We start from the raw sequence: 26,718 nt of genomic DNA, 5'->3' as shown, positions 1-26,718 counted from the left end.
GCGGCACGACGGGCGAGGCGAAGGTTTCGTCCCGGATCCATATCGCGGGTTTTGTTATTAGTTCGGGTTTCGCATGGGTTATGGCCTCGTTACCGACGACCGCTCACGCGAAGAGGGGCGGCACTATACCGATCAGTGGCGCGCCCGTCTGCACGGTAGTGGTGCAAGCGACGAAACGAGGTTGCTGCAAAATCAAAAGATCGCAGCCTTCGGCAGCTTCTACAGGTGTACGTCAATCCTGTAGGAGCTGCCGAAGGCTGCGATCTTGGCGGTATCGAATACACAAAGCATCTAACGTCCTGCCCGCAAAGAAGTTAAAAAAAAGGGCTCGGGGACAAAATCCCCAAGCCCTCAAAAGGTGAGAGGTGTCTAGTCCCTCGACCTGGTGAGCGGTGCTGCAAATTCGCGTCGGCTCAGGCTTTGAGCGGAACCAGACGCGGGGCGATCATGTTTTCCGGGCGCAGGATGTCGGCGAGCATGGCTTCGTCGAGCAGACCTTCTTCGCGCACCAGTTCCAGCACGCCGCGGCCGCTTTCAAGAGCGATACGGGCGATGCGGGTGGCGTTCTTGTAGCCGATGTACGGGTTCAGTGCGGTGACCAGGCCGATCGAATGTTCGACCAGTTCACGGCAGCGCGCTTCGTTGGCGGTGATACCGACGATGCAGTGCTCGCGCAGCATGTCCATGGCGCGTTGCAGCAGGCGGATCGAGTCGAGGATCTTGAAGGCGATCAGCGGCTCCATCACGTTCAGTTGCAGCTGGCCGCCTTCGGCTGCCATGGTCAGCGCCAAGTCGTTACCGATGACCTGGAACGCCACCTGGTTCACGGCTTCCGGGATCACCGGGTTGACCTTGCCGGGCATGATCGAGCTGCCTGGCTGACGCGCCGGCAGGTTGATTTCATTGATGCCGGTGCGTGGGCCGCTGGACAGCAGGCGCAGGTCGTTGCAGATCTTCGACAGCTTGACTGCGGTGCGCTTGAGCATGCCGGAGAACAGCACGAACGCGCCCATGTCGGAGGTCGCTTCGATCAGGTCGGCGGCCGGTACCAGCGGTTGGCCGCTGATCAATGCCAGACGCTGAACTGCCAGAGCCTGATAACGCGGGTCGGCGTTGATGCCGGTGCCGATGGCGGTGCCGCCCAGGTTGACTTCGGTCAGCAGTTCCGGGGCCAGCGTCTTCAGACGCGCCAAGTCTTCGCCCATGGTGGTGGCGAAGGCGCGGAATTCCTGGCCGAGGGTCATCGGCACGGCGTCTTGCAGTTGGGTACGGCCCATTTTCAGGACGTGGTCGAACTCTTTGCCCTTGGCCGCGAAGGCCTGGATCAGGCTGTCGAGGCTGGCCAACAGCGCGTCGTGACCCAGCAGCAGACCCAGGCGGATCGCCGTCGGGTAAGCGTCGTTGGTCGACTGCGCCATGTTCACGTCGTCGTTCGGGTGCAGGTACTGGTATTCGCCTTTCTCGTGGCCCATCGCTTCCAGAGCAATGTTGGCGATCACTTCGTTGGCATTCATGTTGGTGGACGTGCCGGCGCCACCTTGAATCATGTCGACCACGAACTCTTCGTGGTAATCGCCGCGGATCAATCGGGCACAGGCTTCGCTGATGGCAGCGTGCTTGGCTTCGCTCAGGTGACCCAACTCGCGGTTGGCGTCAGCGGCGGCCTGTTTGACCATCGCCAGGCCCACAACCAGTTTCGGGTAATGCGAAATCGGAACGCCCGAGAGGCGGAAGTTGTTCACCGCTCGCAGGGTCTGGATGCCGTAATACGCATGGGCCGGTACTTCGAGGGCGCCAAGCAGGTCGGTTTCTGTGCGGAAAGATGCAGCGGAGGACATGATAGAAATCATCTCGATAAGGACCCGGTCTGTGCCGGAACGCTGCGAATGCTAGGCTTGTGGGGATTTTTGGGCCAATGCTGTTAAGCGCTGCCCTATGCACATTCGGCATAATGCCCATGTGACGCCGCCTGTGCGGCAGACGTGTGACCTGTTTTGGTGCGTGTCCGGGAGGACGTGATGAATCTGGAAAGCAAATGGCTCGAGGACTTCAGTGCCCTGGCCGCCACCCGCAGCTTCTCGCAGGCAGCCGAACGGCGCTTCGTGACCCAACCGGCGTTCAGTCGGCGGATCCGCAGTCTCGAAGCTGCGCTGGGGCTGACCTTGGTCAATCGCTCGCGCACGCCGGTCGAACTGACGGCGGCGGGGCAGTTGTTTCTGGTGACCGCGCGCACCGTGGTCGAACAACTCGGTGAAGTGCTGCGCCATCTGCATCATCTGGAAGGCGGGCAGGGCGAAGTGATGCAAGTTGCTGCGGCGCACTCGCTGGCGCTGGGCTTTTTCCCGCGCTGGATCGCCCAGTTGCGCAACGAAGGACTGAACATTGCCACGCGACTGGTGGCAACCAACGTTGGCGACGCCGTGCATGCACTGCGCGAAGGTGGCTGCGATCTGATGCTGGCGTTCTACGACCCGGATTCGGCGATGCAGATGGACCCGGAAATCTTCCCATCGTTGCATCTCGGCCAGACCGAGATGCTGCCGGTGTGTGCGGCGGATCTGGATGGCAAGCCGTTGTTCGATCTGGAAGGCGAGGCGAGCGTGCCGTTGCTGGCTTACAGCGCCGGGGCGTTTCTCGGGCGTTCGGTCAACGGCTTGCTGCGCCAGCGCCAGTTGCGCTTCACCACGATCTACGAAACCGCCATGGCCGACAGCCTGAAAAGCATGGCGCTGGAAGGCCTCGGCATTGCCTGGGTGCCGCAACTGAGCGTACGTGCCGAACTGGCCCGCGGTGAGCTGGTGGTGTGCGGCGGCCCGCAATGGCATGTGCCACTGGAGATCCGTCTGTACCGCTGCGCCCTGGTGCGCAAGGCCAACGTCCGGTTGCTGTGGCGCAAGCTTGAAGGCGGTGCTGCCCAAAACACTTGAAGCTGATGAAGATCGAATGTGGGAGCGATCCTGCTCGCGAATGCGCAGTGTCAGGCCCTGAGGTACGTCTGACACAACGCTTTCGCGAGCAGGCTCGCTCTCACAGGGGGATTTTTGCGGTGTTCTTTCGCTGACCTCAAGGTCAATAAAACCGGGCGTTTCGCTCATTTGACAGATGGTCGTTTCGGGGGCTGTTTATTGCTTTCTTTGCGGTATACTGCGCGGCCTTCGGCCGGCACGTCCGGCCATTTTTCGTACAATCAAGCCACGCAACCTGCGTGGCTTGTTGTTTTATGACGCGCCTGCGGGCGCTCCAGAGAGAAGAGGCGCGACGATGAGTGCACTGGTTGGCGTGATCATGGGCTCCAAGTCCGATTGGTCCACCCTTAGCCACACCGCCGATATGCTGGAAAAGCTCGGCATCCCGTACGAGGTCAAGGTGGTTTCCGCCCACCGCACCCCGGATTTGCTGTTCCAGTACGCCGAAGAGGCTGAAAGCCGCGGCATCGAGGTGATCATCGCCGGTGCCGGTGGCGCAGCCCACTTGCCAGGCATGTGTGCGGCCAAGACCCACCTGCCGGTGCTGGGCGTGCCGGTGCAGTCGGCCATGCTCTCGGGCGTCGATTCGCTGCTGTCGATCGTGCAGATGCCAGCGGGCATTCCGGTTGCCACCCTGGCCATCGGCAAGGCTGGCGCAATCAACGCCGCGCTGCTTTCGGCGAGCATCCTCGGCGCCAAGCACCCGCAATTTCACGCGGTACTGAAAACCTTCCGTGCCGAGCAGACAGACAGCGTCCTGGACAATCCAGACCCACGTATTGCCTGAGGTTGTTGAGATGAAGATCGGTGTAATCGGTGGCGGCCAGTTGGGTCGCATGTTGGCCCTGGCGGGCACTCCGCTGGGGATGAACTTCGCTTTTCTCGACCCCGCGCCGGACGCTTGTGCGGCCGCGCTGGGCGAACACCTGCGGGCCGATTACGGCGATCAGGATCATCTGCGCCAGTTGGCCGATGAAGTCGATCTGGTGACCTTCGAATTCGAAAGCGTCCCGGCCGAAACCGTGGCGTTTCTCTCGCAGTTCGTGCCGGTCTACCCGAGCGCCGAAGCCCTGCGCATCGCCCGCGATCGCTGGTTTGAAAAGAGCATGTTCAGGGACCTCGGCATTCCGACGCCGGCCTTCGCCGACATCCAGTCGCAAGCCGATCTGGACGCCGCCGTCGCTTCGATCGGTCTGCCGGCCGTGCTGAAAACCCGCACCCTGGGTTACGACGGCAAGGGCCAGAAAGTCCTGCGCAAGCCGCAAGACGTGGCCGGTACGTTCGCCGAACTGGGTAGCGTTGCCTGCCTGCTGGAAGGCTTCGTGCCGTTCACCGGCGAAGTGTCGCTGATCGCCGTGCGTGCCCGCGATGGCGAAACGAAGTTCTATCCACTGGTGCACAACACCCACGACAGCGGCATTCTCAAGCTGTCGGTCACCAGCACCGATCACCCGTTGCAGGCGCTGGCGGAAGATTATTCCAGCCGTGTGCTCAAGCACCTCGACTATGTCGGCGTGATGGCTTTCGAGTTCTTCGAAGTCGACGGTGGCCTGAAGGCCAACGAAATCGCCCCGCGCGTGCACAACTCCGGGCACTGGACCACCGAAGGTGCCGAGTGCAGCCAGTTCGAAAACCACCTGCGCGCCGTGGCTGGCCTGCCGCTGGGTTCGACCGCCAAGGTCGGCGAGAGCGCGATGCTCAACTTCATCGGCGTAGTGCCGCCGGTGGAAAAAGTCATCGCCATCGAAGACTGCCATTTGCATCACTACGGCAAAGCTTTCAAGGCCGGACGCAAGGTCGGCCATGCCAACCTGCGCTGCGCCGACATGGCCACGCTGCAGGCGCAGATCATCAAGGTCCAAGCGCTGATCGCCGAGTAAACCAGTTTCATGTGGCAGCGGCGGAACCATTCAGGCGCCGCCGTTCTCTCATGGCAGGATGCGAAACACTGGCTAGTCTTTCGCATATCTTCCAAATCAGAGGGAAATGCCATGGGAATTATCGGAACCATCTTTATCGGCTTGATCGTCGGCCTGCTGGCTCGGTTCCTGAAACCGGGCGATGACAGCATGGGCTGGATCATGACCATCCTGCTCGGTATCGGCGGTTCGCTGGCAGCCACCTACGGCGGCCAGGCTCTGGGCATCTATCAGGCGGGCGAGGGTGCGGGTTTCCTCGGCGCACTGGTCGGCGCTGTCGTGTTGCTGGTCATCTACGGTCTGATCAAAAAGAACTGATCGAAAGCGACAAAGCCCTCTCGGCCATCGCGGCCGGGAGGGCTAGAATGCGCGGCGACTCACCGTCCATTCCTTTGCCTGCCGAGCACCTTCATGCGCCGTCTTCTGTTGACTCTCCTCTTGCTGGGCAGCTATCTCGCCCACGCCGGCGAACTGCCGGAAACCGACTGGCTGGAACTGATGCCCAAGTCGGATCAAAAGGCCCTCGAGGCCATGCCTGAAATCGACCACAACTCCCCCGAAGCCAACGGCACCTTCACCGAGAAGGGCGGGATGAAGCAGGCCAAAGGTCTGCCGGCGGTGATGTATTCGACCAAAACCGTGGCGTCGATGAACGACAAGCACATCCGCATCGGTGGTTACCCGGTGCCGCTGGAATCCGACGCCAAGGGTCGCAGCACGTTGTTCTTCCTCGTGCCGTATCCGGGCGCGTGCATCCACGTGCCGCCACCGCCGCCGAATCAACTGGTGCTGGTGCGATATCCCAAGGGCTTGAAGCTGGACGACATCTACACACCGCTGTGGGTGACCGGCACGCTGAAAGTCGAAAAGGTCAGCAATGACCTGGCGGACGCGGCGTATGCGCTGGAGGCTGAGAAGGTGCGGGTGGTGCAGGAAGCTGATCTTTGACACCTGCGCAAACCAATGTGGGAGGGGGCATGCTCCCGAAGGCGGTGGGTCAGTCAATGGTTTCGTCGACTGAGACACCGCCTTCTGGAGCAAGCCCCCTCCCACAATAGGTTTTGCGGCGTTGGTTAGAGCGGCGTAGCGGCGACGCTGACGCCCATGGTATGACTCGCGCCCGGCGCCAGCGTGACGATGTCATCCATCACATTGGCCGTCTCGATGCACAACATGCGCTGCCAGCCATCGTTGTCCATGTCCGGCAGGGCGGCGGCGCGGTCGATCCACGGGTTCCAGATCACCGCCGTGCGCGAACCGGTCGAGGTCAGCACGATGCGTCGTTCCCAGGCCGGATCAACGATGCTCAATTGCGGCGGAGCATTGAGGTAGATGCGGTCGGTCTCGCCGGCGAAATGCAGATCGCCGCTCTGGCTGGCCGTGTTCCAGTCGTCCAGGGTCTCGATGTAATCCAGCCCGGCCACGCCGTCGACATGCACATTGCGCACGTCACTCACGGCGAAATAGGTGTGCAGCGCCTGACTCAGCGTGACGGTGTCAGTACCACGGTTATGGCTGGTCAGGCTGTAATGCAGTTGATCCGCCAGATGCAGGGTCAGGGTCAGGTCGACCTCGTGGGGCCAGCCCGGCAGGCCACCTTCCGGGTAGGGCAGCTTGAACTCGACCTTGATGCCGTCAGCCTCTGATTCGATGTTGCCCAACTCCCAGTCCATCGCCCGCACCAGACCGTGCGCGGGGGCCGGCTGCTCGCCGGTGTACATGGCCTGCACGCTGCTCGGGTTGCGCTCGAACTTGCCGAACCACGGCCAGCACACCGGCACGCCGGCGCGGATGCTCTTGCCGGTCTTGAACTCGGCCTTGTCGTTGAGCCAGATGATCGGCGGCTGGCCGTCGATCTGATAACTGAGGATGTGCGCGCCTTGCTGGGCCACCAGCACTTCGGCCTTGCCGTGGCGGATGCGCCAGCAGTTCAGTTCATCCTGTTTCACGGCTTCAACGTTGGGCGTGTTCATGGGCAACTCTCGATCAGACACTGGGGACGACTATCGACCGCAAAACGGCCGCGAGGTTTAACGCGCGCGTGGTGGCACCGAACGGGTGCGACCGCTGCCATCGATGGCGACGAAAACGAAAACCGCTTCGGTGACCTTGCGCCATTCGCTGGAGAGTGGGTCATCGCTCCACACTTCGACCATCATCTGGATCGAGCTGCGACCGATTTCCAGGGTCTGGGTATAAAAGGACAACTGCGCGCCGACGGCGACCGGGACGAGAAACGCCATGCGGTCGATGGCGACAGTGGCGACGCGGCCACCGGCAACCCGGCTGGCCATGGCAGTGCCGGCCAAATCCATTTGCGCGACCAGCCAGCCGCCGAAAATATCGCCAAAGCCGTTGGTTTCACGCGGAAGTGCGGTGATTTGCAGGGCCAGGTCGCCCTGTGGAATCGGATCTTCTTGTTCGAGCTCTATCATGCCGAGGGGCCTCTGACCCGTGACTCTTCGTGGGTATTGCGGGTGGTAGCCGTCTTCAAGAAAAACGATTCAACACCGAACACACTGCGTTCGTCACGTTTTCCATCAGGCGCCTAAAGGGAAACTCTGCGAAAAAGGCTAAATCCCGAGCAAAGGACGGGCCAACAACGTTTTCGCACAGTAACCTCTTACAAATCCTGCGCAGGTGGCGAGTATATCGGTCGATAGACCCCGCGACGACCACCCGGTTCTGATTTCGACCGTCAATTACGCGCCTCTATGTGCTTTTTCGAACAATTTGCTATGGTGCCGAACCTGTCCGAGCCACCGCCAGCGTTGTTGTGGCGACAGATTCGACTATAAGAGAAGCCCTTGCCATGACCACAGCGCCTTCGAGCCTCGCGCAGCCCGAGCAACCCGCACGACCGTTGACCCGCAATGATTACAAGACTCTGTCGCTGTCCGCCCTCGGCGGGGCGCTGGAGTTCTACGATTTCATCATCTTCGTCTTCTTCGCCACCGTCGTCGGCAAGCTGTTCTTCCCGGCCGACATGCCCGAGTGGCTGCGCTTGATGCAGACCTTCGGCATCTTTGCTGCCGGCTACCTGGCGCGTCCTTTGGGCGGCATCGTCATGGCGCACTTCGGTGACCTGCTGGGGCGCAAGAAGATGTTCACCCTGAGCATTTTCATGATGGCCGTGCCGACGCTGATCATGGGCCTGCTGCCGACCTACGCGCAGATCGGCATCTGGGCGCCGATCCTGTTGCTGCTGATGCGGGTGATCCAGGGTGCGGCGATTGGCGGTGAAGTGCCGGGGGCGTGGGTCTTCGTTTCCGAACACGTACCGCAAAAGCACATCGGTTATGCCTGCGGCACGCTCACCAGCGGCCTGACGGCCGGCATCCTCCTCGGCTCGCTGGTCGCCACGGCGATCAACAGCATTTATACGCCAGCCGAAGTGTCGGATTACGCCTGGCGGATCCCGTTCCTGCTCGGCGGCGTATTCGGCCTGTTCTCGGTGTACCTACGTCGCTGGCTGCACGAGACACCGGTGTTCGCCGAACTGCAATTGCGCAAGGCACTGGCCGAAGAAGTGCCGCTGCGCGCAGTACTGCGTGATCATCGCGGCGCCATTGCCATTTCGATGCTGCTGACCTGGCTGCTGTCGGCTGGCGTCGTCGTGGTGATCCTGATGACGCCGACCGTGCTGCAAACGGTCTACCACTTTTCGCCGACCACGGCGCTGCAAGCCAACAGCCTGGCCATCGTGTTCCTCAGCCTCGGCTGCATCGGTGCTGGCGCGCTGGCCGATCGTTTTGGCGCCGGTCGCGTCTTCGTCTTTGGCTGCCTCGGCCTGCTGATCAGCTCCTGGACCTTCTATCACAGCCTCGCCGACCACCCCGACTGGCTGTTCCCACTGTACGCGCTGACCGGTCTGCTGGTCGGCACCATCGGCGCGGTGCCGTACGTGATGGTCAAAGCGTTCCCGCCAGTGGTTCGCTTCAGTGGCTTGTCGTTCTCGTACAACGTCGCTTACGCGATCTTCGGTGGCTTGACGCCGATGGTGGTGAGCCTGCTGCTGAAGGAAAGCGCAATGGGGCCTGCCTACTATGTAGCGGTGCTGTGCGGAATGGGGATTGTGGTGGGTGCGTGGCTGTGGAAGAAGGGGCGCTAACGCCTGGGATCTGCTCCACCAATACCGGCCTCTTCGCGAGCAGGCTCGCTCCCACAGGTGGAATGCACTCCATTGTGGGAGCGAGCCTGCTCGCGATTGGGGCAGCACAAATCACTCAGTAAAACCGGATGCTGGCCTTTCATCCAATTGTCATATTTCAGCCATAGAGTGTTCACATGGCCTGCTGATACTTGGCCCCGACTTAACACACCCTATCTGCTAGGAGTAAGGCATGAAACTGAAGCGTTTGATGGCGGCAATGACTTTTGTCGCTGCTGGCGTTGCGACTGCCAACGCGTTCGCCGCTGTTGACCCTGCTATCCCGAGCTACACCAAGACCACTGGTGTGTCGGGCAACCTGTCCAGCGTCGGTTCCGATACCCTGGCCAACCTCATGACCCTGTGGGCTGAGAACTACAAAAAAGAATACCCGAACGTCAACATCCAGATTCAGGCTGCCGGTTCTTCCACCGCGCCACCTGCACTCACCGAAGGCACCGCCAACCTGGGCCCGATGAGCCGCAAGATGAAGGACAACGAGCTGCAGGCTTTCGAACAGAAGTACGGCTACAAGCCGACTGCGATCCCGGTTGCCGTGGATGCCCTGGCCGTGTTCGTGCACAAGGACAACCCGATCAAGCACCTGACCATGGCTCAGGTCGATGCGATCTTCTCCTCGACGCGCCTGTGCGGTGCCAAAGCTGACGTCAAGACCTGGGGTGACCTGGGCGTGACCGGTGACCTGGCCAACAAGCCGGTCCAGCTGTTCGGCCGTAATTCGGTATCCGGGACCTACGGCTACTTCAAGGAAGAAGCACTGTGCAAAGGCGACTACAAGCCAAACGTCAACGAACAACCAGGTTCGGCGTCGGTGGTGCAGTCGATCAGCAGCTCGCTTAACGGCGTCGGCTACTCGGGCATCGGCTACAAGACCGCCAGCGTGAAAACCGTCGCCCTGGCCAAGAAAGAAGGTGGCGAGTTCATCGAAGACACCGAAGAAAACGCCCTGAACGGCAAGTATCCGCTGTCGCGCTTCCTCTACGTTTACGTCAACAAAGCCCCGAACAAGCCTCTGGCCCCGCTGGAAGCCGAGTTCGTAAAACTGGTGCTGTCGAAACAGGGTCAGGAAGTGGTAGTGAAAGACGGTTACATCCCGCTGCCAGCCAAGGTTGCTGCCAAGGCACTGGCTGACCTCGGTCTGCAGGAAGGCGGCGCTGTCGCCAAAAAGTAACACCCTGAGGCCGGCCTGACGCCGGACTCCTGTGGGAGCGAGCCTGCTCGCGAAGGGGCCGTCACATGCACCATCGATGTGACTGACCCGACGCTTTGACGAGCAGGCACGCTGCCGCAACCACCAAATTCTCGACTCCGCTGCCGGACTTCCGGCTGGCGGATTTGCTGCGTCACTGCACTGTCATCTTTCTGTCATACAGGATCGCTAGGGTGTGCGCATGAATGATCTGGCCAATTCCCCAATGACTACGACTTCCCCTCCCAAGCGCATTGACTTCAATACGCCTGAGCTGCAACGCAAGCGCCGCATCCGCGCGCTCAAGGATCGCTTCACCCGTTGGTACGTCCTCGTCGGCGGCCTGGCCGTGCTCGCGGCCATCACCCTGATTTTCTTCTTCCTCGCCTATGTTGTTGCGCCACTGTTTCAAGGTGCCGACCTGACTGCGAAAGACTCGATCACCCCGGCCTGGATGCAGGACGCCGGCAAGCCGCTGATGATCTCGCTCGAGGAGCAGAATCAGGTGGCCATGCGTGTGTCCGACAAGGGCCAGGCGCTGTTTTTCGATCTCGACAGTGGCGCTGAATTGAGGCGTGTCGATCTGCCGCTGCCTGCGGGCGCCACCGTGACATCGATCGGCGAAGACCAGCCGGGGCATCCGCTGGTGGCCGTGGGCCTGTCCAACGGTCAGGCGCTGGTGTTCCGTCACACTTATAAAGTCAGCTACCCAGACGGCAAGAAAACCATTAGCCCGGCTATCGAGTATCCGTATGGCGAGGCTGCGATCGCCTTGAACGAAAGCGGCGGCGCGCTGGAGCATGTCAGCCTCAATGCCACCGACTCGACGCTGATGCTGGTCGGCTCCACTGGCTCGCAACTCAACGTGCTGTCGCTGACCAGCGAAGAAAACATGATGACCGGCGAAGTCACCAACGAGCAGACGCGCATCGATCTGCCGCAAATGACCGAGCCTGTGAAAAACATCTTCGTCGACCCGCGCCAGCAGTGGCTGTACGTGGTCAACGGTCGTGCCCAGGCCGATGTGTTCAGCCTGCGCGACAAGAGCCTCAACGGGCGCTACAAACTGTTGGAAAATGCCGACGCCGAAGTCACCGCGACCGCGCAACTGGTCGGCGGTATCTCGCTGATCATCGGCGATTCCAAGGGTGGTCTGGCCCAGTGGTTCATGGCCCGTGACACCGATGGCGAACAGCGTCTGAAGCAGATTCGCACGTTCCAGATGGGTACCACGCCGATCGTTGAAATCGCTGCCGAAGAACGCCGCAAAGGTTTCCTCGCCCTCGATGCCAGCGGCAAGCTCGGCGTGTTCCACAGCACCGCGCACCGCACGTTGCTGGTTGATCAGGTGGTGGAAGGCCAGGGCCTGTTCGGTCTGTCGCCGCGCGCCAACCGGGTGATCGTTGAAGCCGGCGGCAAGCTGCAGCCGTTGCTGCTCGACAATCCGCACCCGGAAGTATCGTGGAGCGCGCTGTGGAGCAAGGTCTGGTACGAGAACTACGACGAGCCTAAATACGTCTGGCAGTCGACCGCAGCCAACACCGATTTCGAACCGAAACTGAGCCTCTCGCCGCTGACCTTCGGCACCCTGAAAGCCGCGTTCTACGCCATGCTGCTGGCGGCACCACTGGCCGTCGCTGCGGCGATCTACACCGCGTACTTCATGGCCCCGGGCATGCGCCGCAAGGTCAAACCGGTGATCGAGCTGATGGAAGCGATGCCGACGGTGATCCTCGGTTTCTTCGCCGGCCTGTTCCTCGCGCCGTATGTCGAGGGCCATCTGCCGGGCATCTTCAGCCTGCTGATGCTGCTGCCGATCGGCATTCTGGTCGCCGGCTTCACCTTCAGCCGCCTGCCCGAGTCGATCCGCCTGAAAGTCCCGGACGGCTGGGAAAGTGCGCTGCTGATTCCGGTGATCCTGTTTGTAGGCTGGCTCTCGCTGTACATGAGCCCGTTCATGGAGAACTGGTTCTTCGGTGGCGACATGCGCATGTGGATTTCCCACGACCTGGGCATCACCTACGACCAGCGCAACGCTCTGGTGGTCGGTCTGGCCATGGGTTTTGCGGTGATCCCGAACATCTACTCGATCGCCGAAGACGCCGTGTTCAGCGTGCCGCGCGGCCTGACCCTGGGTTCGCTGGCCCTCGGTGCCACGCCGTGGCAGACCATGACTCGCGTGGTGATCCTGACCGCCAGCCCGGGCATCTTCTCGGCGCTGATGATCGGCATGGGCCGTGCGGTCGGCGAAACCATGATCGTGCTGATGGCCACCGGCAACACCCCGGTCATGGAGATGAACCTGTTCGAAGGTCTGCGCACCCTGGCCGCCAACGTCGCGGTGGAAATGCCCGAGTCGGAAGTCGGCGGCAGCCACTACCGCGTGCTGTTCCTCTCGGCGCTGGTGCTGCTGTTGTTCACCTTCGTCATGAACACCCTGGCAGAACTGATTCGTCAGCGTCTGCGCAAGAAATACTCGTCGCTTTAAGCAAAGGTAGAAGTCTGTGAAACAGAACTCCCTGAAAGGATGGTTCAAGAGCGGCGCCCCGGGCGTCTGGATCAGCGGTGGCGCGGTGTCCATCGCGGTCATCATGACCATTGGCCTGTTGGCGGTGATTGCCGTGCGCGGTCTCGGTCACTTCTGGCCGGCGGACCTGATCCACGCTCACTACGACGTACCGGGCCAGGCCAATCACCTGGTGATCGGCGAAGTGGTACAGAAAGAAGAAGTGCCGCGCGCGCGTCTGAAGAGCGCCGGTTTGCCGGTGCCGGACGAAGGTCCGGAGTTCATGACCCGCGAGCTGATCAAGGTCGGCAACCGTGACCTGAACGGCAACGACTTCACCTGGATCGTCGGCGAGTGGCTGACCAACCAGACCACGCCGCCGGAGTTGATGGCGATCGAGCGTCGTGAGTGGGGCAACTTCTACGGCTACCTGGTCAACGTCAAACAGGATGGCAAGGTCATCGCCGAAGGCGAGGCCGCATGGCCTGAACTGAAAGCGCGCATCGACCGTGTGAACGATCTTGCTGCTCAGCTGAAAACGCTGGAAAAAACCGACATCGGCGCAATCAATGCCGGCCTCGAACGCATCCGACTGCACGGCCGCAAATTGGAGCTGGAAGGCAAACTCGACGCCACCGCACAAGCGGACATGGAGTCCGAGCGCGCCGAGCTGGATGCGCGGTACAAAGACATCGAAGCACGTCTGTCTGATTTGCATGCACAGTTCAACCGCGACGCCTTGACCGCCCGTGACGCCAACGGCAAGGAAATCGAAATCGGTCTGGGCAAAGTCGTGCATGCCTACCAGCCAAACGGCATGAGCACGTTGACCAAGGTTGGTTTCTACTTCAGCAAGATCTGGGAATTCCTCTCCGACGACCCGCGTGAAGCCAACACCGAAGGCGGGATCTTCCCGGCGATCTTCGGCACCGTGATGATGACCCTGATCATGGCGATGATCGTCACCCCGTTCGGCGTGCTGGCAGCGGTGTACCTGCGCGAATATGCCAAGCAGAACACCCTGACTCGCGTCATTCGTATCGCGGTGAACAACCTCGCCGGCGTACCGGCGATCGTTTACGGCGTGTTCGGTCTGGGCTTCTTCGTCTACGTGCTGGGTGGCTCGGTCGACCGCTTATTCTTCCCGGAAGCACTGCCGGCACCGACTTTCGGTACACCGGGCCTGCTCTGGGCCTCGCTGACCCTCGCGTTGCTGGCAGTGCCGGTGGTGATCGTGGCGACCGAAGAAGGTCTGGCGCGGATTCCGCGAACCGTGCGTGAAGGTTCGTTGGCCCTCGGCGCGACCAAAGCGGAAACGCTGTGGAAAATCGTTATCCCGATGGCCAGCCCGGCCATGATGACCGGCATGATCCTCGCCGTGGCCCGTGCCGCCGGTGAAGTGGCGCCGCTGATGCTGGTGGGTGTAGTGAAACTGGCGCCGTCGCTGCCGGTGGACGGCAACTACCCGTACCTGCACCTGGACCAGAAGATCATGCACCTGGGCTTCCACATTTATGACGTCGGCTTCCAGAGCCCGAACGTCGAAGCAGCCCGCCCGCTGGTGTACGCCACCGCGCTGTTGCTGGTGCTGGTGATCGCGACGCTGAACCTGTCGGCGGTGTATATCCGCAACCACCTGCGCGAAAAATACAAAGCACTGGACAGCTAAAGCCATTAGCCACAAGCGGCAAGCTACAAGCCGCTTTTGCTCAAACTTGCAGCTTGCAGCCAGAAGCTTGCAGCTACGAACGGAGTGAGACCCCATGCAGCACGAAACACACAGCCACGGCATCAACATGTCTGCCCTGGGCCGCGACAAGCAGAGCCTGGACCTGGCGCAGGAAACCGTCGCCATCGAAGTGCCGGGCCTGAGCCTGTACTACGGCGAGAAACAGGCCCTGTTCGACGTCAGCATGAACATCCCCAAACAGCGCGTGACCGCGTTCATCGGCCCGTCCGGCTGCGGTAAGTCGACGCTGCTGCGTACCTTCAACCGGATGAACGATCTGGTCGACGGCTGCCGTGTCGAGGGCGCGATCAACCTGTACGGCAACAACATCTATCGCAAGGGCGAAGACGTGGCCGAGCTGCGTCGTCGCGTCGGCATGGTGTTCCAGAAGCCCAACCCGTTCCCGAAGACCATCTACGAAAACGTGGTTTACGGCCTGCGCATCCAGGGCATCAACAAGAAGCGCATCCTCGACGAAGCCGTTGAGTGGGCGTTGAAAGGCGCGGCATTGTGGGACGAGGTCAAAGACCGTCTGCACGACTCCGCCCTCGGCCTGTCCGGTGGGCAGCAACAACGTCTGGTGATCGCCCGCACCATCGCGGTCGAGCCGGAAGTGCTGCTGCTCGACGAACCGTGCTCCGCTCTCGACCCGATCTCGACGCTGAAAGTCGAGGAGCTGATCTACGAGCTGAAGTCCAAGTTCACCATCGTCATCGTTACCCACAACATGCAACAGGCGGCACGGGTGTCCGACTACACCGCGTTCATGTACATGGGCAAACTGGTGGAATTCGGCGACACCGATACTCTGTTCACCAATCCGGCGAAGAAGCAGACCGAAGACTACATCACCGGTCGATACGGTTAACCGTACAGCCGCGAGCTTCAAGCTGCGAGCGGCAAGTCAAAACGGTTCAGCGTAACGACAAATTTCAGCTTGCAGCTCGTAGCTTGCAGCTCTTGGTTAAAGCTTTTGCGGAGCGAACACAATGATTTCTAAGGAAGGCCTTACCCATCACATTTCCGCGCAGTTCAACGCTGAACTGGAGGAAGTGCGCAGTCACCTGCTTGCCATGGGCGGGCTGGTCGAGAAGCAGGTCAACGACGCGGTCACGGCGCTGATCGAGGCCGACTCCGGCCTGGCTCAGCAGGTCCGTGAGATCGACGACCAGATCAACCAGATGGAACGCAACATCGACGAAGAGTGCCTGCGCATTCTCGCCCGTCGTCAACCGGCGGCATCTGACCTGCGTTTGATCATCAGCATTTCCAAGTCGGTGATCGACCTCGAGCGTATCGGCGACGAGGCCACCAAGATCGCCCGTCGTGCCATCCAGTTGTGCGAAGAAGGTGAAGCCCCGCGCGGTTACGTCGAGGTCCGTCACATTGGCGACCAGGTGCGCAACATGGTGCGCGATGCGCTGGACGCTTTCGCGCGTTTCGATGCCGATCTGGCGTTGTCGGTGGCGCAGTACGACAAGATCATCGACCGCGAATACAAAACCGCCCTGCGCGAGCTGGCTACCTACATGATGGAAGATCCGCGCTCTATCTCGCGCGTGCTGAGCATCATCTGGGTCCTGCGTTCGCTGGAGCGCATCGGCGATCACGCGCGCAACATCTCCGAACTGGTGATCTACCTGGTGCGCGGCACCGACGTGCGCCACATGGGCCTCAAGCGCATGAAAGAAGAAGTTGAAGGCACAAGCGCTGAAACCGCTAATGTTCCGGGCGAAGCTGACGATAAGTAAGATTGCCTGAGAAAAGCGCCCGGCCCTCTGGCCGGGCGTTTTTGTTTCTGCTTTTCGTAGGCAGATACGGATCGGAAAGCGAATTAAAAAGCAGCACCCGCGAACGAAAAGTCCCGGCGTGACTGAAGAGTTTTGGCAATGTGCCATCAGCCAGCGTTATGCTTGCCGGGATTTTAATAGGGGTGTTGGATGAGCAAGATCAGTGTGTTGGTCGTGGACGATGCTTCGTTCATTCGTGACCTGGTGAAAAAGTGCCTGCGTAATTACTTCCCGGGGATCCGCACCGAGGACGCCATCAACGGCAAAAAGGCCCAGGCCATGCTGGCCAAAGAGGCTTTCGACCTGGTGCTGTGCGACTGGGAAATGCCGGAAATGTCCGGCCTCGAACTGCTGACCTGGTGCCGCGAGCAGGACAACCTCAAGACCATGCCGTTCGTCATGGTCACCAGCCGTGGCGACAAGGAAAACGTCGTGCAGGCGATTCAGGCCGGCGTTTCCGGCTACGTCAGCAAGCCGTTCACCAACGAGCAACTGCTGACCAAGGTCAAGCAGGCACTGAACAAGGTCGGCAAGCTCGACACCTTGATGAACAGCGCGCCGACCAAGATGAATTCGGCATTCGGCAACGATTCCCTGAGCGCACTGACCGGCGGCAAGCCGGCCGTGGTCGGCGGCGCTGCGGCCAGGCCTGCCGCTGCTGCCCCCGCTCCAGCCGCTGCGCCGTCGCGCGGTTTGCTCAACAGCCCGCCAGTTCAGGCGCCCGGTGCATCCAAGGCGCCGGTGGGCGGTCGTGGTCAGGGCCAGTTGCGCCTGCCGAGCGGTACTCAGCAATGCGTGATCAAGGCCCTGAGCATCAAGGAAGCGCTGCTGGTAGTGAAGCGCACCGAGACCCTGCCGCAGATCCTCGACAGCGCCGTGCTCGATCTGGAGCAGGGCGACAACGCCGAGATCGCGCGTCTCAACGGTTATCTGCACGCCATCGTCGCCCACGAGCAGAAAGCCGACAGCGACTGGCTGCAACTGACCTTCCGCTTTGTCGACCAGGATGCGCAGAAGCTCGACTACATCTCGCGCCTGATCGCCCGGGGCACGGCGCAAAAGCACTTCGTGCCCGGCGCGTAACCGCAGCGGCCCAAAAAGATCGCAGCCTTCGGCAGCTCCTACAGGGGAACGCATTCTCATGTAGGAGCTGCCGAAGGCTGCGATCTTTTGCTTTGTGTGCTGGCCAATTTGAAACATCTGTCGACTACCCTGGTCTGTCTCAGCTGCTAGGCTGATTCCCAGGCCTTCCTTCGACAGACTTTTGCCCATGCTCGCGCGCCTGCTGTTTTTCTGCGGTCTCTGCCTGGCCTCCCAGCTGGCGATGGCCATGACCATCTACAAATCCACCGATGCCAACGGCGTGGTCTCGTACAGCGACCGCCCGAGCAAAGGCGCGAAAGTGTTCGTGTTTCAGGATCGCATGGTCGAGCGCCTCGACCGTCAGGTGTACCTGGACATCAAGAAGCAGAAGGGCGTCGACGTAGTGTTTGCGCGCAACGATCTGTACGCGCCGGTCGAGGTTGCTCTGGCCTTCATCGGTACGAGCAATGTGCGTGGCGCGCCCGCACAGGCGATCCGCCGCGTGCTGCCGCCGCGCAGCAACACGCGGCTGGCGCTGCTGACGGCGATCAGCCGCGACCAGCCGCTGGTGTATTCGCCGCAGTTCCAGTATTCGCTGGGCGACCCCGCAGGCACCGCACAGAGCTATCGCTATCCGCTGCCCTGGCGTGGCGGGCCGTTTCGCCTGAGCCAGGGCGCCAACGGCCAGTACAGCCACTACGGGCCGAAGAATCGCTACGCCATGGACATCGCCATGCCGGTGGGCACGCCGATCATCGCCGCGCGAGCGGGGGTGGTGGTCAAGACCGAAAATTCCCAGAGTGGACGCGGCACCGATGCCTCCGGCAATTTCGTCCGGGTGCTGCACGACGACGGCACCATGGGCGTGTACCTGCACCTGAAACAGGGTTCGGTGAGCGTGCGCGAAGGCCAGCGGGTCAAGGTCGGCAGCCCGCTGGCGCTATCCGGCAACACCGGCAACAGCAGCGGCCCGCACCTGCATTTCGTGGTGCAGCGCAATACCGGAGAAGGGCTGGTGTCGATTCCCTATCAGTTCAACCAGCCGCTGGGGGCGTTGCCCAATTTTGCGTTGGGCAAACAGTGATGAGGTGTCTGGTCTGACGCCTTCGCGAGGCTCGCTCCCACAGTTGAAATGCATATCCATGTGGGAGCGAGCCTGCTCGCGAAAGGCACGGCGCGGTGCCGGGTCAATTGTTCAATCGAGCATCAACACCTTGGCCAGGACAATCTTCGGCCCTTTCATCTTCTTGATGATGATGCGCAGGCCTTCGACTTCCAGTACTTCTTCCTCTTCCGGCACCCGTTTCAGGGTTTCGTAAACCAGCCCGGCGAGGGTTTCCGCTTCGATGTGATCCAGATCGATGCCCAGCAGACGCTCGACCTTGAACAGCGGCGTATCACCACGTACCAGCAGCTTGCCCGGTTGATAGGCAAGGATGCCGCGCTCTGCCTTGCGGTGTTCGTCCTGGATATCACCGACCAGCACTTCCAGCACGTCTTCCATGGTCAGGTAGCCGATGATGTTGCCGTCAGCCTCCTCGACCACGGCGAAGTGCGAGCCACCCTTGCGGAACTGCTCCAGCAGCTGCGACAGCGGCATGTGCCGCGACACGCGCTCCAGCGGGCGGGTCAGCTCGGCAAGGTTGAACGACTCGGGAATGTGGTCCAGCGCGGCCAGTTCCAGCAGCAGATCCTTGATGTGCAGCAGGCCGACGAACTCCTGACGCTCGCTGTCGTACACCGGATAACGGCTGAACTTGTGGCGACGGAACATCGCCAGGATTTCCTTCAGCGGCGCGTTGAATTCCAGGGTGATCAAATCTTCGCGGGAGTTGGCCCAGTCGACCACTTCCAGCTCGCCCATTTCCACGGCCGAGGCCAGTACGCGCATGCCCTGATCGCTCGGATCCTGGCCACGGCTGGAGTGCAGAATCAGTTTCAGTTCTTCGCGGCTGTAATGGTGTTCATGGTGCGGGCCGGGTTCACCTTGCCCGGCGATACGCAGAATCGCGTTGGCGCTGGCGTTGAGCAGGTAGATCGCCGGGTACATCGCCCAGTAGAACAGGTACAGCGGCACCGCCGTCCACAGCGACAAAAGCTCCGGTTTGCGGATCGCCCACGACTTGGGCGCCAGCTCGCCGACCACGATGTGCAAGTACGAAATGATGAAGAACGCGGTGAAGAACGACACGCCTTTGATTATCTCTGGCGAATCGACGCCGACGGCGCTCAGCAGCGGTTCGAGAATGTGTGCGAACGCCGGCTCACCGACCCAGCCCAGGCCAAGGGAGGCGAGGGTAATGCCGAGCTGGCACGCCGACAGGTAGGCATCGAGCTGACTGTGCACGGTGCGCAGGATATGTCCGCGCCAGCCATGTTGTTCAGCGATGGCCTCGACCCGGGTCGAGCGCAATTTGACCATGGCAAATTCCGCCGCAACGAAAAAGCCGTTGAGCAAAACCAGGATCAGAGCAAAAAGGATCATGCCGAAGTCGGCGAAAATGGTAGCGAGGGACAAGCCAGGGGAAGGGTCCATGATGGAGTTTTGCGGGTTCCGTGTGATTCGAAAGTGGGGAGAAACAGCGCCTGAAAGGCAGGCACAAGTCAGCCAATGTAGCGGCTGACCGTGCGATTGCCTAGTGGCGTGTGCCAGGCGGCATCACTCGGTGGCGCTGATGGCTCGTGCGCTGGCCACCTGGGCCGGGGCGAAATGGCAGGTGAACGTGCTGCCATGACCGGGCACGCTGCTGATTTCCATCCGCGCGCGGTGGCGCAGCAGCACGTGCTTGACGATGGCCAGGCCGAGGCCGGTGCCGCCGGTATTGGAATTGCGACTGGAGTCGACACGGTAGAAACGTTCGGTCAGGCGCGGCAGGTGTTTGCTGTCGATACCGATGCCGGAATCCTGCACGCTCAGGTGCGCGCCTTGCTCGTCGCCCCACCAGCGAATGCGGATGTTGCCCTCGGCCGGGGTGTACTTGACCGCGTTGAACACCAGATTGGAGAACGCACTGCGCAGTTCTGCCTCGCTGCCCTTGAGCAACACTCCGGCATTGGCCTCAAGGCTGATGCGCTGGTTTTTCGCCCCGGACAACTGCTGCGCATCGCTGGTGATCGATTGCAGCAGTGTGTCGATCTGCACCGGCTGGTTGTCCGACGGGTAGTCGGTGGCTTCCAGCTTGGCCAGCAGCAACAGGTCGTTGAGCAGCGTCTGCATGCGCCCGCCCTGTTGCTGCATCTGCTGTAGCGCCCGGCTCCAGCGCGGGTTCACTTCTTCGACGTTGTCGAGCAGGGTTTCCAGATAGCCGCAGATCACCGTCAGCGGTGTGCGCAGCTCGTGGGAGACGTTGGCGATGAAATCCTTGCGCATCTGTTCCAGTTGATGAATGCGTGTGACATCGCGGACCAGCATCAGGTGTTCATTGTTGCCGTAGCGGGTCAGGTACAGCTGAATGCGCACGCGATCATTGGTCGGCGAAGGGATTTCCAGTGGTTCGGCGAAGCTGTCCTGCTCGAAGTATTCCTTGAAGCGTGGATGGCGCACCAGGTTGGTCACCGGCTGCCCGCTGTCCTGCGGAGTCTTCAAACCGAGCAGGGTTTCGGCGGCGCGGTTCCACCATTCGAGGTTGCCGTCGCTGTCGAGCATGATGACCGCGTCTTTCAGTGCGGCGGTGGATTCCTGAACCCGGTCGATCACCGCTTGCAGACGCCCGCGCACCCGTTGGTCGCGGCGTTGCAGGTGATAGATGCTGTCGAACACCTCACCCCACAGGCCATAGCCATCGGGCGGCGCTTCGTCGGGTTGATGCTGGCGCAGCCATTCGTGCAGACGCAGCAATTGCTTGAGCGTCCAGGCCAGATAAAGACCCAGACCCGCCGCGAGACTCCAGCCGTAATAGCCGGTGATCAGACCGATCACCAGGCAGGCGGTGACCAGCAACAGCATGTGGCGAATCAGGGTGCCATGCCAGTTTTGATTCACAGAGGCGTCCTTAGCCGCAGCTTCAAGTTTCAAGCGGCAAGCTTCAGGCTAACGCGGATCGGCTGTTACTTGCCGCTTGTAGCTGAAAGCTTGCAGCTGCTTTTTTACGCTTTTGTGGAGAACCGATAACCGGTGCCGCGCACGGTTTGTACCAGATTTTCGTAAGCGTCGCCGAGGGCCTTGCGCAGGCGCCGGATGTGCACGTCAACGGTGCGCTCTTCGACATAGACGTTGCCGCCCCAGACCTGGTCAAGCAACTGGCCACGGGTGTAGGCGCGTTCCTGATGAGTCATGAAAAATTGCAGCAGGCGGTATTCGGTCGGGCCCATCTCGGCGGGTTTGCCGTCGATGGTCACGCGGTGGCTGATAGGGTCGAGCAGCAGGCCACCGACTTCGATCGGCGCTTCACCATCGGTCGGTCCGGCGCGGCGCAGCACGGCCTTGAGGCGGGCGACCAGTTCGCGCGGCGAAAACGGTTTGGTGATGTAGTCGTCGGCGCCGACTTCCAGGCCCTGGATCTTGTTGTCCTCTTCGCCCTTGGCGGTGAGCATGATGATCGGGATGTCCCCGGTCAGCTCGTCACGCTTGAGGCGCCGGGCCAGTTCGATGCCCGAGGTGCCGGGCAGCATCCAGTCGAGCAGGATCAGGTCCGGTTTGCGGTCGACGATGATGGCGTGGGCCTGCTGTGAATTCTCTGCCTCGAGGCAGTCATAGCCGGCCATTTCCAACGCCACGGCGATCATTTCGCGAATGGGCGCTTCGTCGTCGACGATCAGAATGCTCCTGCCAACCATGCCATAATCCTCTTGTCATTTAACTGTCTTGCGCCGCATTAGATAACGGAATTATTGCAGTCGTGTGACAGTATTTCAGGCTGGCAACATTTGCACCCATCCTCGACTAAGCTCTAAGTCCGAATCCTGACAACCACAAAAGAAGGTTTCCATGACTCAGATGACTGCTTCTTTCAAAGCCCTGCTGATGGCCGCCGCCCTGACATTGCCGGGGCTGGCCATGGCGGCCGATCCGGCAATGGAAAAGGACGGCATGTACACCGACCACAAGGGCATGACCCTGTACACCTTCGCCAAGGACTCCGCTGGCAAGTCCGCGTGCAACGACAAGTGCGCGGCAAACTGGCCGCCGTTGATGGCGCAGGCGGGTGACAAATCCATGGGCGACTGGACGGTGATCAAGCGTGACGACGGCACGATGCAATGGGCCTACCAGGGCATGCCGCTGTACACCTTCGTGATGGACAAAAAGGCCGGCGACATGACCGGCGACGGCAAAATGGACGGCGCCTGGAAAGTCGCCAAGGCCAAATAACCACAAACCCCCCTGTGGGAGCGGGCTTGCTCGCGAAAAGCGTTGTGTCAGTTATCGCAGAGGTGACTGACATGGCGACTTCGCGAGCAAGCCCGCTCCCACAGGTGTCATGTATCAGCGCAATGCGTAATCCAGCACGATCCCGACAAATATCGCCAACCCTGCCCAGTGGTTATGCAAAAACGCCTGGAAGCAGCGCATGCGGTCTTTGCTGCGCGTGTACCAGAACTCCCACGCATAACACCCCGCAGCTACCAGCAAGCCGAGGTGGAACCAGATCCCCAGCTCGAACTTCGACCCGGCCAGAATCAGACAGACCAGCGACAATGCCTGCAAGCTGAGGATGATCACCCGATCCGCTTCGCCAAACAGAATCGCCGTGGATTTCACGCCGATCTTCAGGTCGTCATCGCGGTCGGTCATTGCGTAATAAGTGTCGTAGCCCACTGTCCACAGCAAATTGGCGATCCACAGCAGCCACGCCGCCGCCGGCAATTCTCCGGTCTCAGCGGTGAAGGCCATCGGCATGCCCCAGGAAAACGCCGCCCCCAGCACCACTTGCGGGTAGTAGGTGTAGCGCTTCATGAACGGATAAGTGAACGCCAGCGCCAGACCGCCGAGCGACAGCCAGATGGTCGGGGCGTTGGTGCACAGCACCAGCAGAAAACTGATGCTCATCAGCACGGCAAAGAACACCAGCGCTTCCTTGGAGCTGATCCGGCCAGCGGCGAGCGGCCGTTGCGCGGTGCGTTTGACGTGGCCGTCGACCTTGCGGTCGGCCCAGTCGTTGATCACGCAACCACCGGCACGGGTCAACACCACGCCGAGGACGAAGATGACGATGTTGGCCAGCGACGGCGAGCCCTTGCCGGCAATCCACAACGCCCACAGCGTCGGCCACAGCAGCAGGTAAATTCCGATCGGCTTGTCCATGCGCGTCAACTGAACGAAATCCCAGGCGCGCGGGTTCAGACGGTTGAGGGACTTGAGCAGGCTCTGATACATCAGCAGTTCTCCGGATGGGCGCGGACGGCGTCCCACAGGCTCGGCAGGAAAATTTCCGCGACCAGCACGCTCAGCGCGCCACGGTCGAAACGCGAACGCCGGCCCCACAGCTCAGGGGCTTTCACCGCTGGCGGGAGCCATTGTTCAGGGTAGTGGCAGACTTCAATGGCGCGGCGCTGGAACGCCTGATCGCAAAACAGCAACTCGCCCAGCGAGCGGCTGCCCAGTTCATCCATGTGCAAACCGTCACCTTGCAGGGCCGCCCGCGAGGCGACGCTGCGGGCAAACACCCAGGCCTCGCCGTGGCCGCGCAAATACACCTCACGGACCCAGCCTTCGCTGCCCTCGGCCAGCTCCAGTGCCGCGCATTCATCAGCGCGCAGGGTGTCCCAGCCTTCGAACAGCGGCGATACACTGAAGCCGTCCTCGGACAAACGGGTCAAACGGCGGGTCAGTGAACCTTCGTCGAACAACCAGTCGAGGGTCAACGGATCGGGGCGGGGCGTCAGGCAGTCCTGGGTCAGCCAGAGCGGGGCGGGGCAGGCATTTGTATGTTGCACAATGAGTCATTATTGGCCGCAAATGAGGCGGCGAGCTTACCATGGCGGGCGACAAGATCGAGCGGCGCCGGCCGCCGTTGCGCCGAACAGGCTTGCATCTGCCCGGCACCCTCAGTACAAAACGCCCTGAGCCGGATGGCAACGCTGCACCCATCGACCGTCCGCGCCGCACTACGCCTGAACCCTGAGGAAGTACCTGAATGAAGAAGTGGCAATGTATCGTCTGTGGCCTGATCTATAACGAAGCCGATGGCTGGCCGGATGACGGCATCGCGCCGGGCACCCGCTGGGAAGACGTACCGGCAGACTGGCTGTGCCCCGACTGCGGCGTCGGCAAAATGGACTTCGAAATGATTGAAATCAACTAAGCAAACAGAGGAGTAAGGCATGAGCGCACCAGTCGTCATCATCGGCACCGGACTTGCGGGCTACAACCTGGCCCGCGAGTTTCGCAAGCTCGACAGCGAAACCCCGTTGTTGCTGATCACCGCCGATGACGGCCGCTCTTACTCCAAGCCGATGCTCTCCACCGGTTTCGGCAAGAACAAGGACGCCGACGGCCTGAGCATGGCCGAACCCGGCGCCATGGCCGAACAGTTGAAAGCCGAGGTGCGCACCCACACGCGCATCAGCGGCATCGACGCCGGCCACAAGCGCTTGTGGATCGGCGAAGAAGCCGTGCCCTATCGCGATCTGATCCTGGCCTGGGGCGCGGAAACCGTGCGCGTGCCGATCGAAGGTGACGGCGCAGAACTGGTATTCCCGATCAACGATCTTGAAGACTACGCGCGCTTCCGTGCCGCAGCAGCGGGCAAGCGTCGGGTGTTGTTGCTCGGCGCCGGGCTGATCGGCTGCGAATTCGCCAATGACCTGATTCTCGGCGGCTACGAAGTTCAACTGGTCGCGCCGTGCGAACAGGTGATGCCAATGCTCTTGCATCCAGCTGCGGCGGCGGCCGTGCAGGCCGGGCTGGAAAGTATCGGGGCGAAGTTTCACCTCGGCCCGGTGCTGACCCGGCTGGAGAAAGTCGCCGATGGCCTGGAAGCGCACCTGTCCGACGGCCAGATCATCCCGTGCGATGTGGTGGTCTCGGCGATCGGCCTGCGTCCACGCATCGATCTGGCGGCGGCTGCCGGCGTGCAGGTCAATCGCGGCGTGATGGTCGATCGTTACCTGAAAACCTCCCACGCCAACATTTACGCCTTGGGCGATTGCGCCGAAGTCGACGGGCTCAACCTGCTTTACGTGATGCCGCTAATGAGTTGCGCACGCGCGCTGGCGCAAACTCTCGCCGGAAACCCGACCGCAGTCAGCTACGGGCCGATGCCGATCACCGTGAAAACTCCGGTGTGCCCGCTGGTGGTGTCGCCGCCGCCTCGGGGCAGCGAAGGCATGTGGAGCGTCGAAGGGCAGGGTGCCGACATCAAAGCGCTGTGCCACAGTGCCGACGGTCAGTTGCTCGGTTACGCCCTGACCGGCGGGGCGGTCATGGAAAAACTGGCCCTGAACAAACAGCTGCCGCCGCTGCTGGCGTAAATGCCGGTCGTTCTGTCGTAAACACCGCTCTTTTGCCCCGACAAAGGTCGTGGGGAGACTGGCGCCGCCGTTGGCGGCGTGCCATTCTCACTCCCGTCTGCCGCAGAGTAGAGCCTGCGGCGCCTTGGGCGCTGTTCCAACGAGAACAGCACGGACATAACAACAAAAAACCGTCAAAGGGGCTTCACTAATGCGTAAACCAGAACTCGCCGCTGCAATCGCCGAAAAGGCAGACCTGACCAAAGAACAGGCCAACCGCGTCCTCAACGCCGTCCTCGAAGAAATCACCGGCGCCCTGCACCGCAAGGACAGCGTGACGCTGGTCGGCTTCGGCACCTTCCTGCAACGCCACCGCGGCGCCCGCACCGGCAAAAACCCGCAGACCGGCGAACCGGTCAAGATCAAGGCCAGCAACACCGTGGCGTTCAAGCCAGGCAAATCGTTGAAAGACAGCGTCAATCCTTGATGGCGGCGTGCTCCCCTGAATGACGGGGAGAACCGCAAATGAAAAATGGGCACACCGATTGCGGTCGGGTGCCCATTTTTTGTACGTCTGCTATCCGTCCGGATATTTAATGGCTATCCGTAGGTAGCCAAAACCATATGGGCAAAGTCTCTCTTGCTTAATTTCTGCTCGGTATTCTGAAGGTGATATGCACGCCATGCCGATTCAAGCATTGCCCCGTCGAATTCTCCGTCCGTAGCGATATAGGTAGTGGCGTCGTCCCTTACAGCTTGCACATAGTGCTTCGAAAGGCTTTTGATTTCTTCCGACGTCGTATAAAACGGCACGGTTGTTGTGAAGAGCAACATAGCCCCCGTTGATGATAATGGGCCTTTAAACATGCAAATTTTTGCAATGCACATTTCAGCCGCAACAGAGGTGCTGATAAAAAGCAAAATTAAGGCTGGAACCGTGATCCGTTTTTTTAAAAAGCTAGTGCCCATGTCTA

At 61.0% G+C, this 26,718-nt stretch carries 26 protein-coding genes; 17 read left to right on the top strand and 9 right to left on the bottom strand.

The genetic code is table 11. The features are described 5' to 3' along the window. Positions 1-413 precede the first annotated feature (413 nt). On the bottom strand, positions 414-1,838 hold the full coding sequence (gene aspA / locus AB4N53_RS19445) for an aspartate ammonia-lyase (RefSeq protein WP_016772472.1): 1,425 nt from the start codon (positions 1,836-1,838) through the stop codon (positions 414-416). Between the two features lie 180 nt (positions 1,839-2,018). On the opposite strand from aspA, the gene AB4N53_RS19440 reads away from it, so the two are divergent. The 5 genes from AB4N53_RS19440 (at position 2,019) to AB4N53_RS19420 (ending at position 5,833) form a co-directional block, all read left to right on the top strand. Continuing rightward, positions 2,019-2,927 carry a LysR substrate-binding domain-containing protein gene (locus tag AB4N53_RS19440; protein WP_122748256.1) on the top strand — a complete coding sequence of 303 codons (909 nt, stop codon included), beginning with the start codon at positions 2,019-2,021 and terminating at the stop codon, positions 2,925-2,927. A 334-nt stretch (positions 2,928-3,261) separates the two neighbouring features. Continuing rightward, on the top strand, positions 3,262-3,753 hold the full coding sequence (gene purE, locus AB4N53_RS19435; protein WP_007920220.1) for a 5-(carboxyamino)imidazole ribonucleotide mutase: 492 nt from the start codon (positions 3,262-3,264) through the stop codon (positions 3,751-3,753). Positions 3,754-3,763: 10 nt separating this feature from the next. After that, positions 3,764-4,846 (top strand): 5-(carboxyamino)imidazole ribonucleotide synthase, encoded by a 1,083-nt coding sequence (locus AB4N53_RS19430; protein ID WP_460122398.1) that lies wholly within the window; start codon positions 3,764-3,766, stop codon positions 4,844-4,846. A gap of 111 nt (positions 4,847-4,957) precedes the next feature. Further along, the gene (locus AB4N53_RS19425; RefSeq protein ID WP_016772475.1) at positions 4,958-5,203 is read left to right on the top strand and encodes a GlsB/YeaQ/YmgE family stress response membrane protein; all 246 of its coding nucleotides are present in this window, start codon (positions 4,958-4,960) and stop codon (positions 5,201-5,203) included. Between the two features lie 93 nt (positions 5,204-5,296). Then, positions 5,297-5,833, top strand: a complete 537-nt coding sequence (locus AB4N53_RS19420) for a DUF3299 domain-containing protein (RefSeq protein WP_460122396.1) — start codon at positions 5,297-5,299, stop codon at positions 5,831-5,833. 125 nt (positions 5,834-5,958) lie between these two features. On the opposite strand, the gene AB4N53_RS19415 is transcribed toward AB4N53_RS19420, so the two are convergent. Together AB4N53_RS19415 and AB4N53_RS19410 are read right to left on the bottom strand one after the other, a co-directional pair. Continuing rightward, positions 5,959-6,858: a D-hexose-6-phosphate mutarotase gene (locus AB4N53_RS19415; RefSeq protein ID WP_460122394.1), complete on the bottom strand. Its 900-nt coding sequence runs from the start codon at positions 6,856-6,858 to the stop codon at positions 5,959-5,961. 57 nt (positions 6,859-6,915) lie between these two features. Further along, positions 6,916-7,320, bottom strand: a complete 405-nt coding sequence (locus AB4N53_RS19410; RefSeq protein WP_003229628.1) for an acyl-CoA thioesterase — start codon at positions 7,318-7,320, stop codon at positions 6,916-6,918. A gap of 377 nt (positions 7,321-7,697) precedes the next feature. Here AB4N53_RS19410 and AB4N53_RS19405 point away from each other — a divergent pair, with 377 nt between their 5' ends. The 8 genes from AB4N53_RS19405 to AB4N53_RS19370 all read left to right on the top strand — a co-directional run bounded on the left by AB4N53_RS19405 (position 7,698) and on the right by AB4N53_RS19370 (position 18,437). Further along, a complete protein-coding gene (locus AB4N53_RS19405) occupies positions 7,698-8,996 on the top strand; it encodes an MFS transporter (protein ID WP_073470879.1) in 1,299 nt (432 codons plus the stop codon). A 232-nt stretch (positions 8,997-9,228) separates the two neighbouring features. Beyond that, a complete protein-coding gene (locus AB4N53_RS19400) occupies positions 9,229-10,227 on the top strand; it encodes a phosphate ABC transporter substrate-binding protein PstS (protein WP_016772480.1) in 999 nt (332 codons plus the stop codon). A 220-nt stretch (positions 10,228-10,447) separates the two neighbouring features. Next, positions 10,448-12,733: an ABC transporter permease subunit gene (locus AB4N53_RS19395; protein ID WP_460122391.1), complete on the top strand. Its 2,286-nt coding sequence runs from the start codon at positions 10,448-10,450 to the stop codon at positions 12,731-12,733. A gap of 16 nt (positions 12,734-12,749) precedes the next feature. Beyond that, positions 12,750-14,420: a phosphate ABC transporter permease PstA gene (pstA, locus tag AB4N53_RS19390; protein ID WP_460122389.1), complete on the top strand. Its 1,671-nt coding sequence runs from the start codon at positions 12,750-12,752 to the stop codon at positions 14,418-14,420. Between the two features lie 94 nt (positions 14,421-14,514). Continuing rightward, positions 14,515-15,348, top strand: a complete 834-nt coding sequence (gene pstB, locus AB4N53_RS19385) for a phosphate ABC transporter ATP-binding protein PstB (protein ID WP_016772482.1) — start codon at positions 14,515-14,517, stop codon at positions 15,346-15,348. 121 nt (positions 15,349-15,469) lie between these two features. After that, positions 15,470-16,231, top strand: coding sequence for a phosphate signaling complex protein PhoU (gene phoU, locus AB4N53_RS19380; RefSeq protein ID WP_016772483.1), 762 nt, complete (start codon positions 15,470-15,472; stop codon positions 16,229-16,231). A 189-nt stretch (positions 16,232-16,420) separates the two neighbouring features. Beyond that, entirely contained in the window at positions 16,421-17,353 is a 933-nt protein-coding gene (locus AB4N53_RS19375) for a response regulator (RefSeq protein WP_041476598.1), read from the top strand. 187 nt (positions 17,354-17,540) lie between these two features. Next, on the top strand, positions 17,541-18,437 hold the full coding sequence (locus AB4N53_RS19370) for a peptidoglycan DD-metalloendopeptidase family protein (RefSeq protein WP_122506249.1): 897 nt from the start codon (positions 17,541-17,543) through the stop codon (positions 18,435-18,437). A gap of 111 nt (positions 18,438-18,548) precedes the next feature. Here AB4N53_RS19370 and AB4N53_RS19365 read toward each other — a convergent pair whose 3' ends face one another. The 3 genes from AB4N53_RS19365 to phoB all read right to left on the bottom strand — a co-directional run bounded on the left by AB4N53_RS19365 (position 18,549) and on the right by phoB (position 22,129). Further along, on the bottom strand, positions 18,549-19,889 hold the full coding sequence (locus tag AB4N53_RS19365; RefSeq protein ID WP_016772486.1) for a hemolysin family protein: 1,341 nt from the start codon (positions 19,887-19,889) through the stop codon (positions 18,549-18,551). Between the two features lie 123 nt (positions 19,890-20,012). Then, positions 20,013-21,299, bottom strand: a complete 1,287-nt coding sequence (gene phoR / locus AB4N53_RS19360; RefSeq protein ID WP_189691472.1) for a phosphate regulon sensor histidine kinase PhoR — start codon at positions 21,297-21,299, stop codon at positions 20,013-20,015. 140 nt (positions 21,300-21,439) lie between these two features. Then, on the bottom strand, positions 21,440-22,129 hold the full coding sequence (phoB, locus tag AB4N53_RS19355) for a phosphate regulon transcriptional regulator PhoB (protein ID WP_007896474.1): 690 nt from the start codon (positions 22,127-22,129) through the stop codon (positions 21,440-21,442). Between the two features lie 151 nt (positions 22,130-22,280). Here phoB and AB4N53_RS19350 point away from each other — a divergent pair, with 151 nt between their 5' ends. After that, positions 22,281-22,664: a COG4315 family predicted lipoprotein gene (locus AB4N53_RS19350; RefSeq protein ID WP_252877130.1), complete on the top strand. Its 384-nt coding sequence runs from the start codon at positions 22,281-22,283 to the stop codon at positions 22,662-22,664. A gap of 114 nt (positions 22,665-22,778) precedes the next feature. Here AB4N53_RS19350 and ubiA read toward each other — a convergent pair whose 3' ends face one another. Further along, a complete protein-coding gene (ubiA, locus tag AB4N53_RS19345; protein ID WP_460122386.1) occupies positions 22,779-23,669 on the bottom strand; it encodes a 4-hydroxybenzoate octaprenyltransferase in 891 nt (296 codons plus the stop codon). Beyond that, complete coding sequence (locus AB4N53_RS19340) at positions 23,669-24,229, bottom strand: chorismate--pyruvate lyase family protein (RefSeq protein ID WP_460122384.1); 561 nt, start codon at positions 24,227-24,229, stop codon at positions 23,669-23,671. Before AB4N53_RS19340 ends, ubiA begins: the two co-directional genes overlap by 1 nt. Before the next feature lie 200 nt (positions 24,230-24,429). Between AB4N53_RS19340 and AB4N53_RS19335 the strand changes: the two genes are divergently transcribed. The 3 genes from AB4N53_RS19335 to AB4N53_RS19325 all read left to right on the top strand — a co-directional run bounded on the left by AB4N53_RS19335 (position 24,430) and on the right by AB4N53_RS19325 (position 26,231). Further along, positions 24,430-24,597 carry a rubredoxin gene (locus tag AB4N53_RS19335; RefSeq protein WP_003177199.1) on the top strand — a complete coding sequence of 56 codons (168 nt, stop codon included), beginning with the start codon at positions 24,430-24,432 and terminating at the stop codon, positions 24,595-24,597. Positions 24,598-24,616: 19 nt separating this feature from the next. Beyond that, the gene (locus AB4N53_RS19330) at positions 24,617-25,765 is read left to right on the top strand and encodes an NAD(P)/FAD-dependent oxidoreductase (RefSeq protein ID WP_460122382.1); all 1,149 of its coding nucleotides are present in this window, start codon (positions 24,617-24,619) and stop codon (positions 25,763-25,765) included. A 190-nt stretch (positions 25,766-25,955) separates the two neighbouring features. Next, positions 25,956-26,231: an HU family DNA-binding protein gene (locus AB4N53_RS19325; RefSeq protein ID WP_003213368.1), complete on the top strand. Its 276-nt coding sequence runs from the start codon at positions 25,956-25,958 to the stop codon at positions 26,229-26,231. 113 nt (positions 26,232-26,344) lie between these two features. On the opposite strand, the gene AB4N53_RS19320 is transcribed toward AB4N53_RS19325, so the two are convergent. Next, positions 26,345-26,713: a DUF2388 domain-containing protein gene (locus tag AB4N53_RS19320; RefSeq protein WP_460122380.1), complete on the bottom strand. Its 369-nt coding sequence runs from the start codon at positions 26,711-26,713 to the stop codon at positions 26,345-26,347. Positions 26,714-26,718: the final 5 nt, after the last annotated feature.

The organism is Pseudomonas sp. H3_E04 (assembly GCF_054668915.1).
This window is presented reverse-complemented; position numbering and strand designations above follow the sequence as displayed.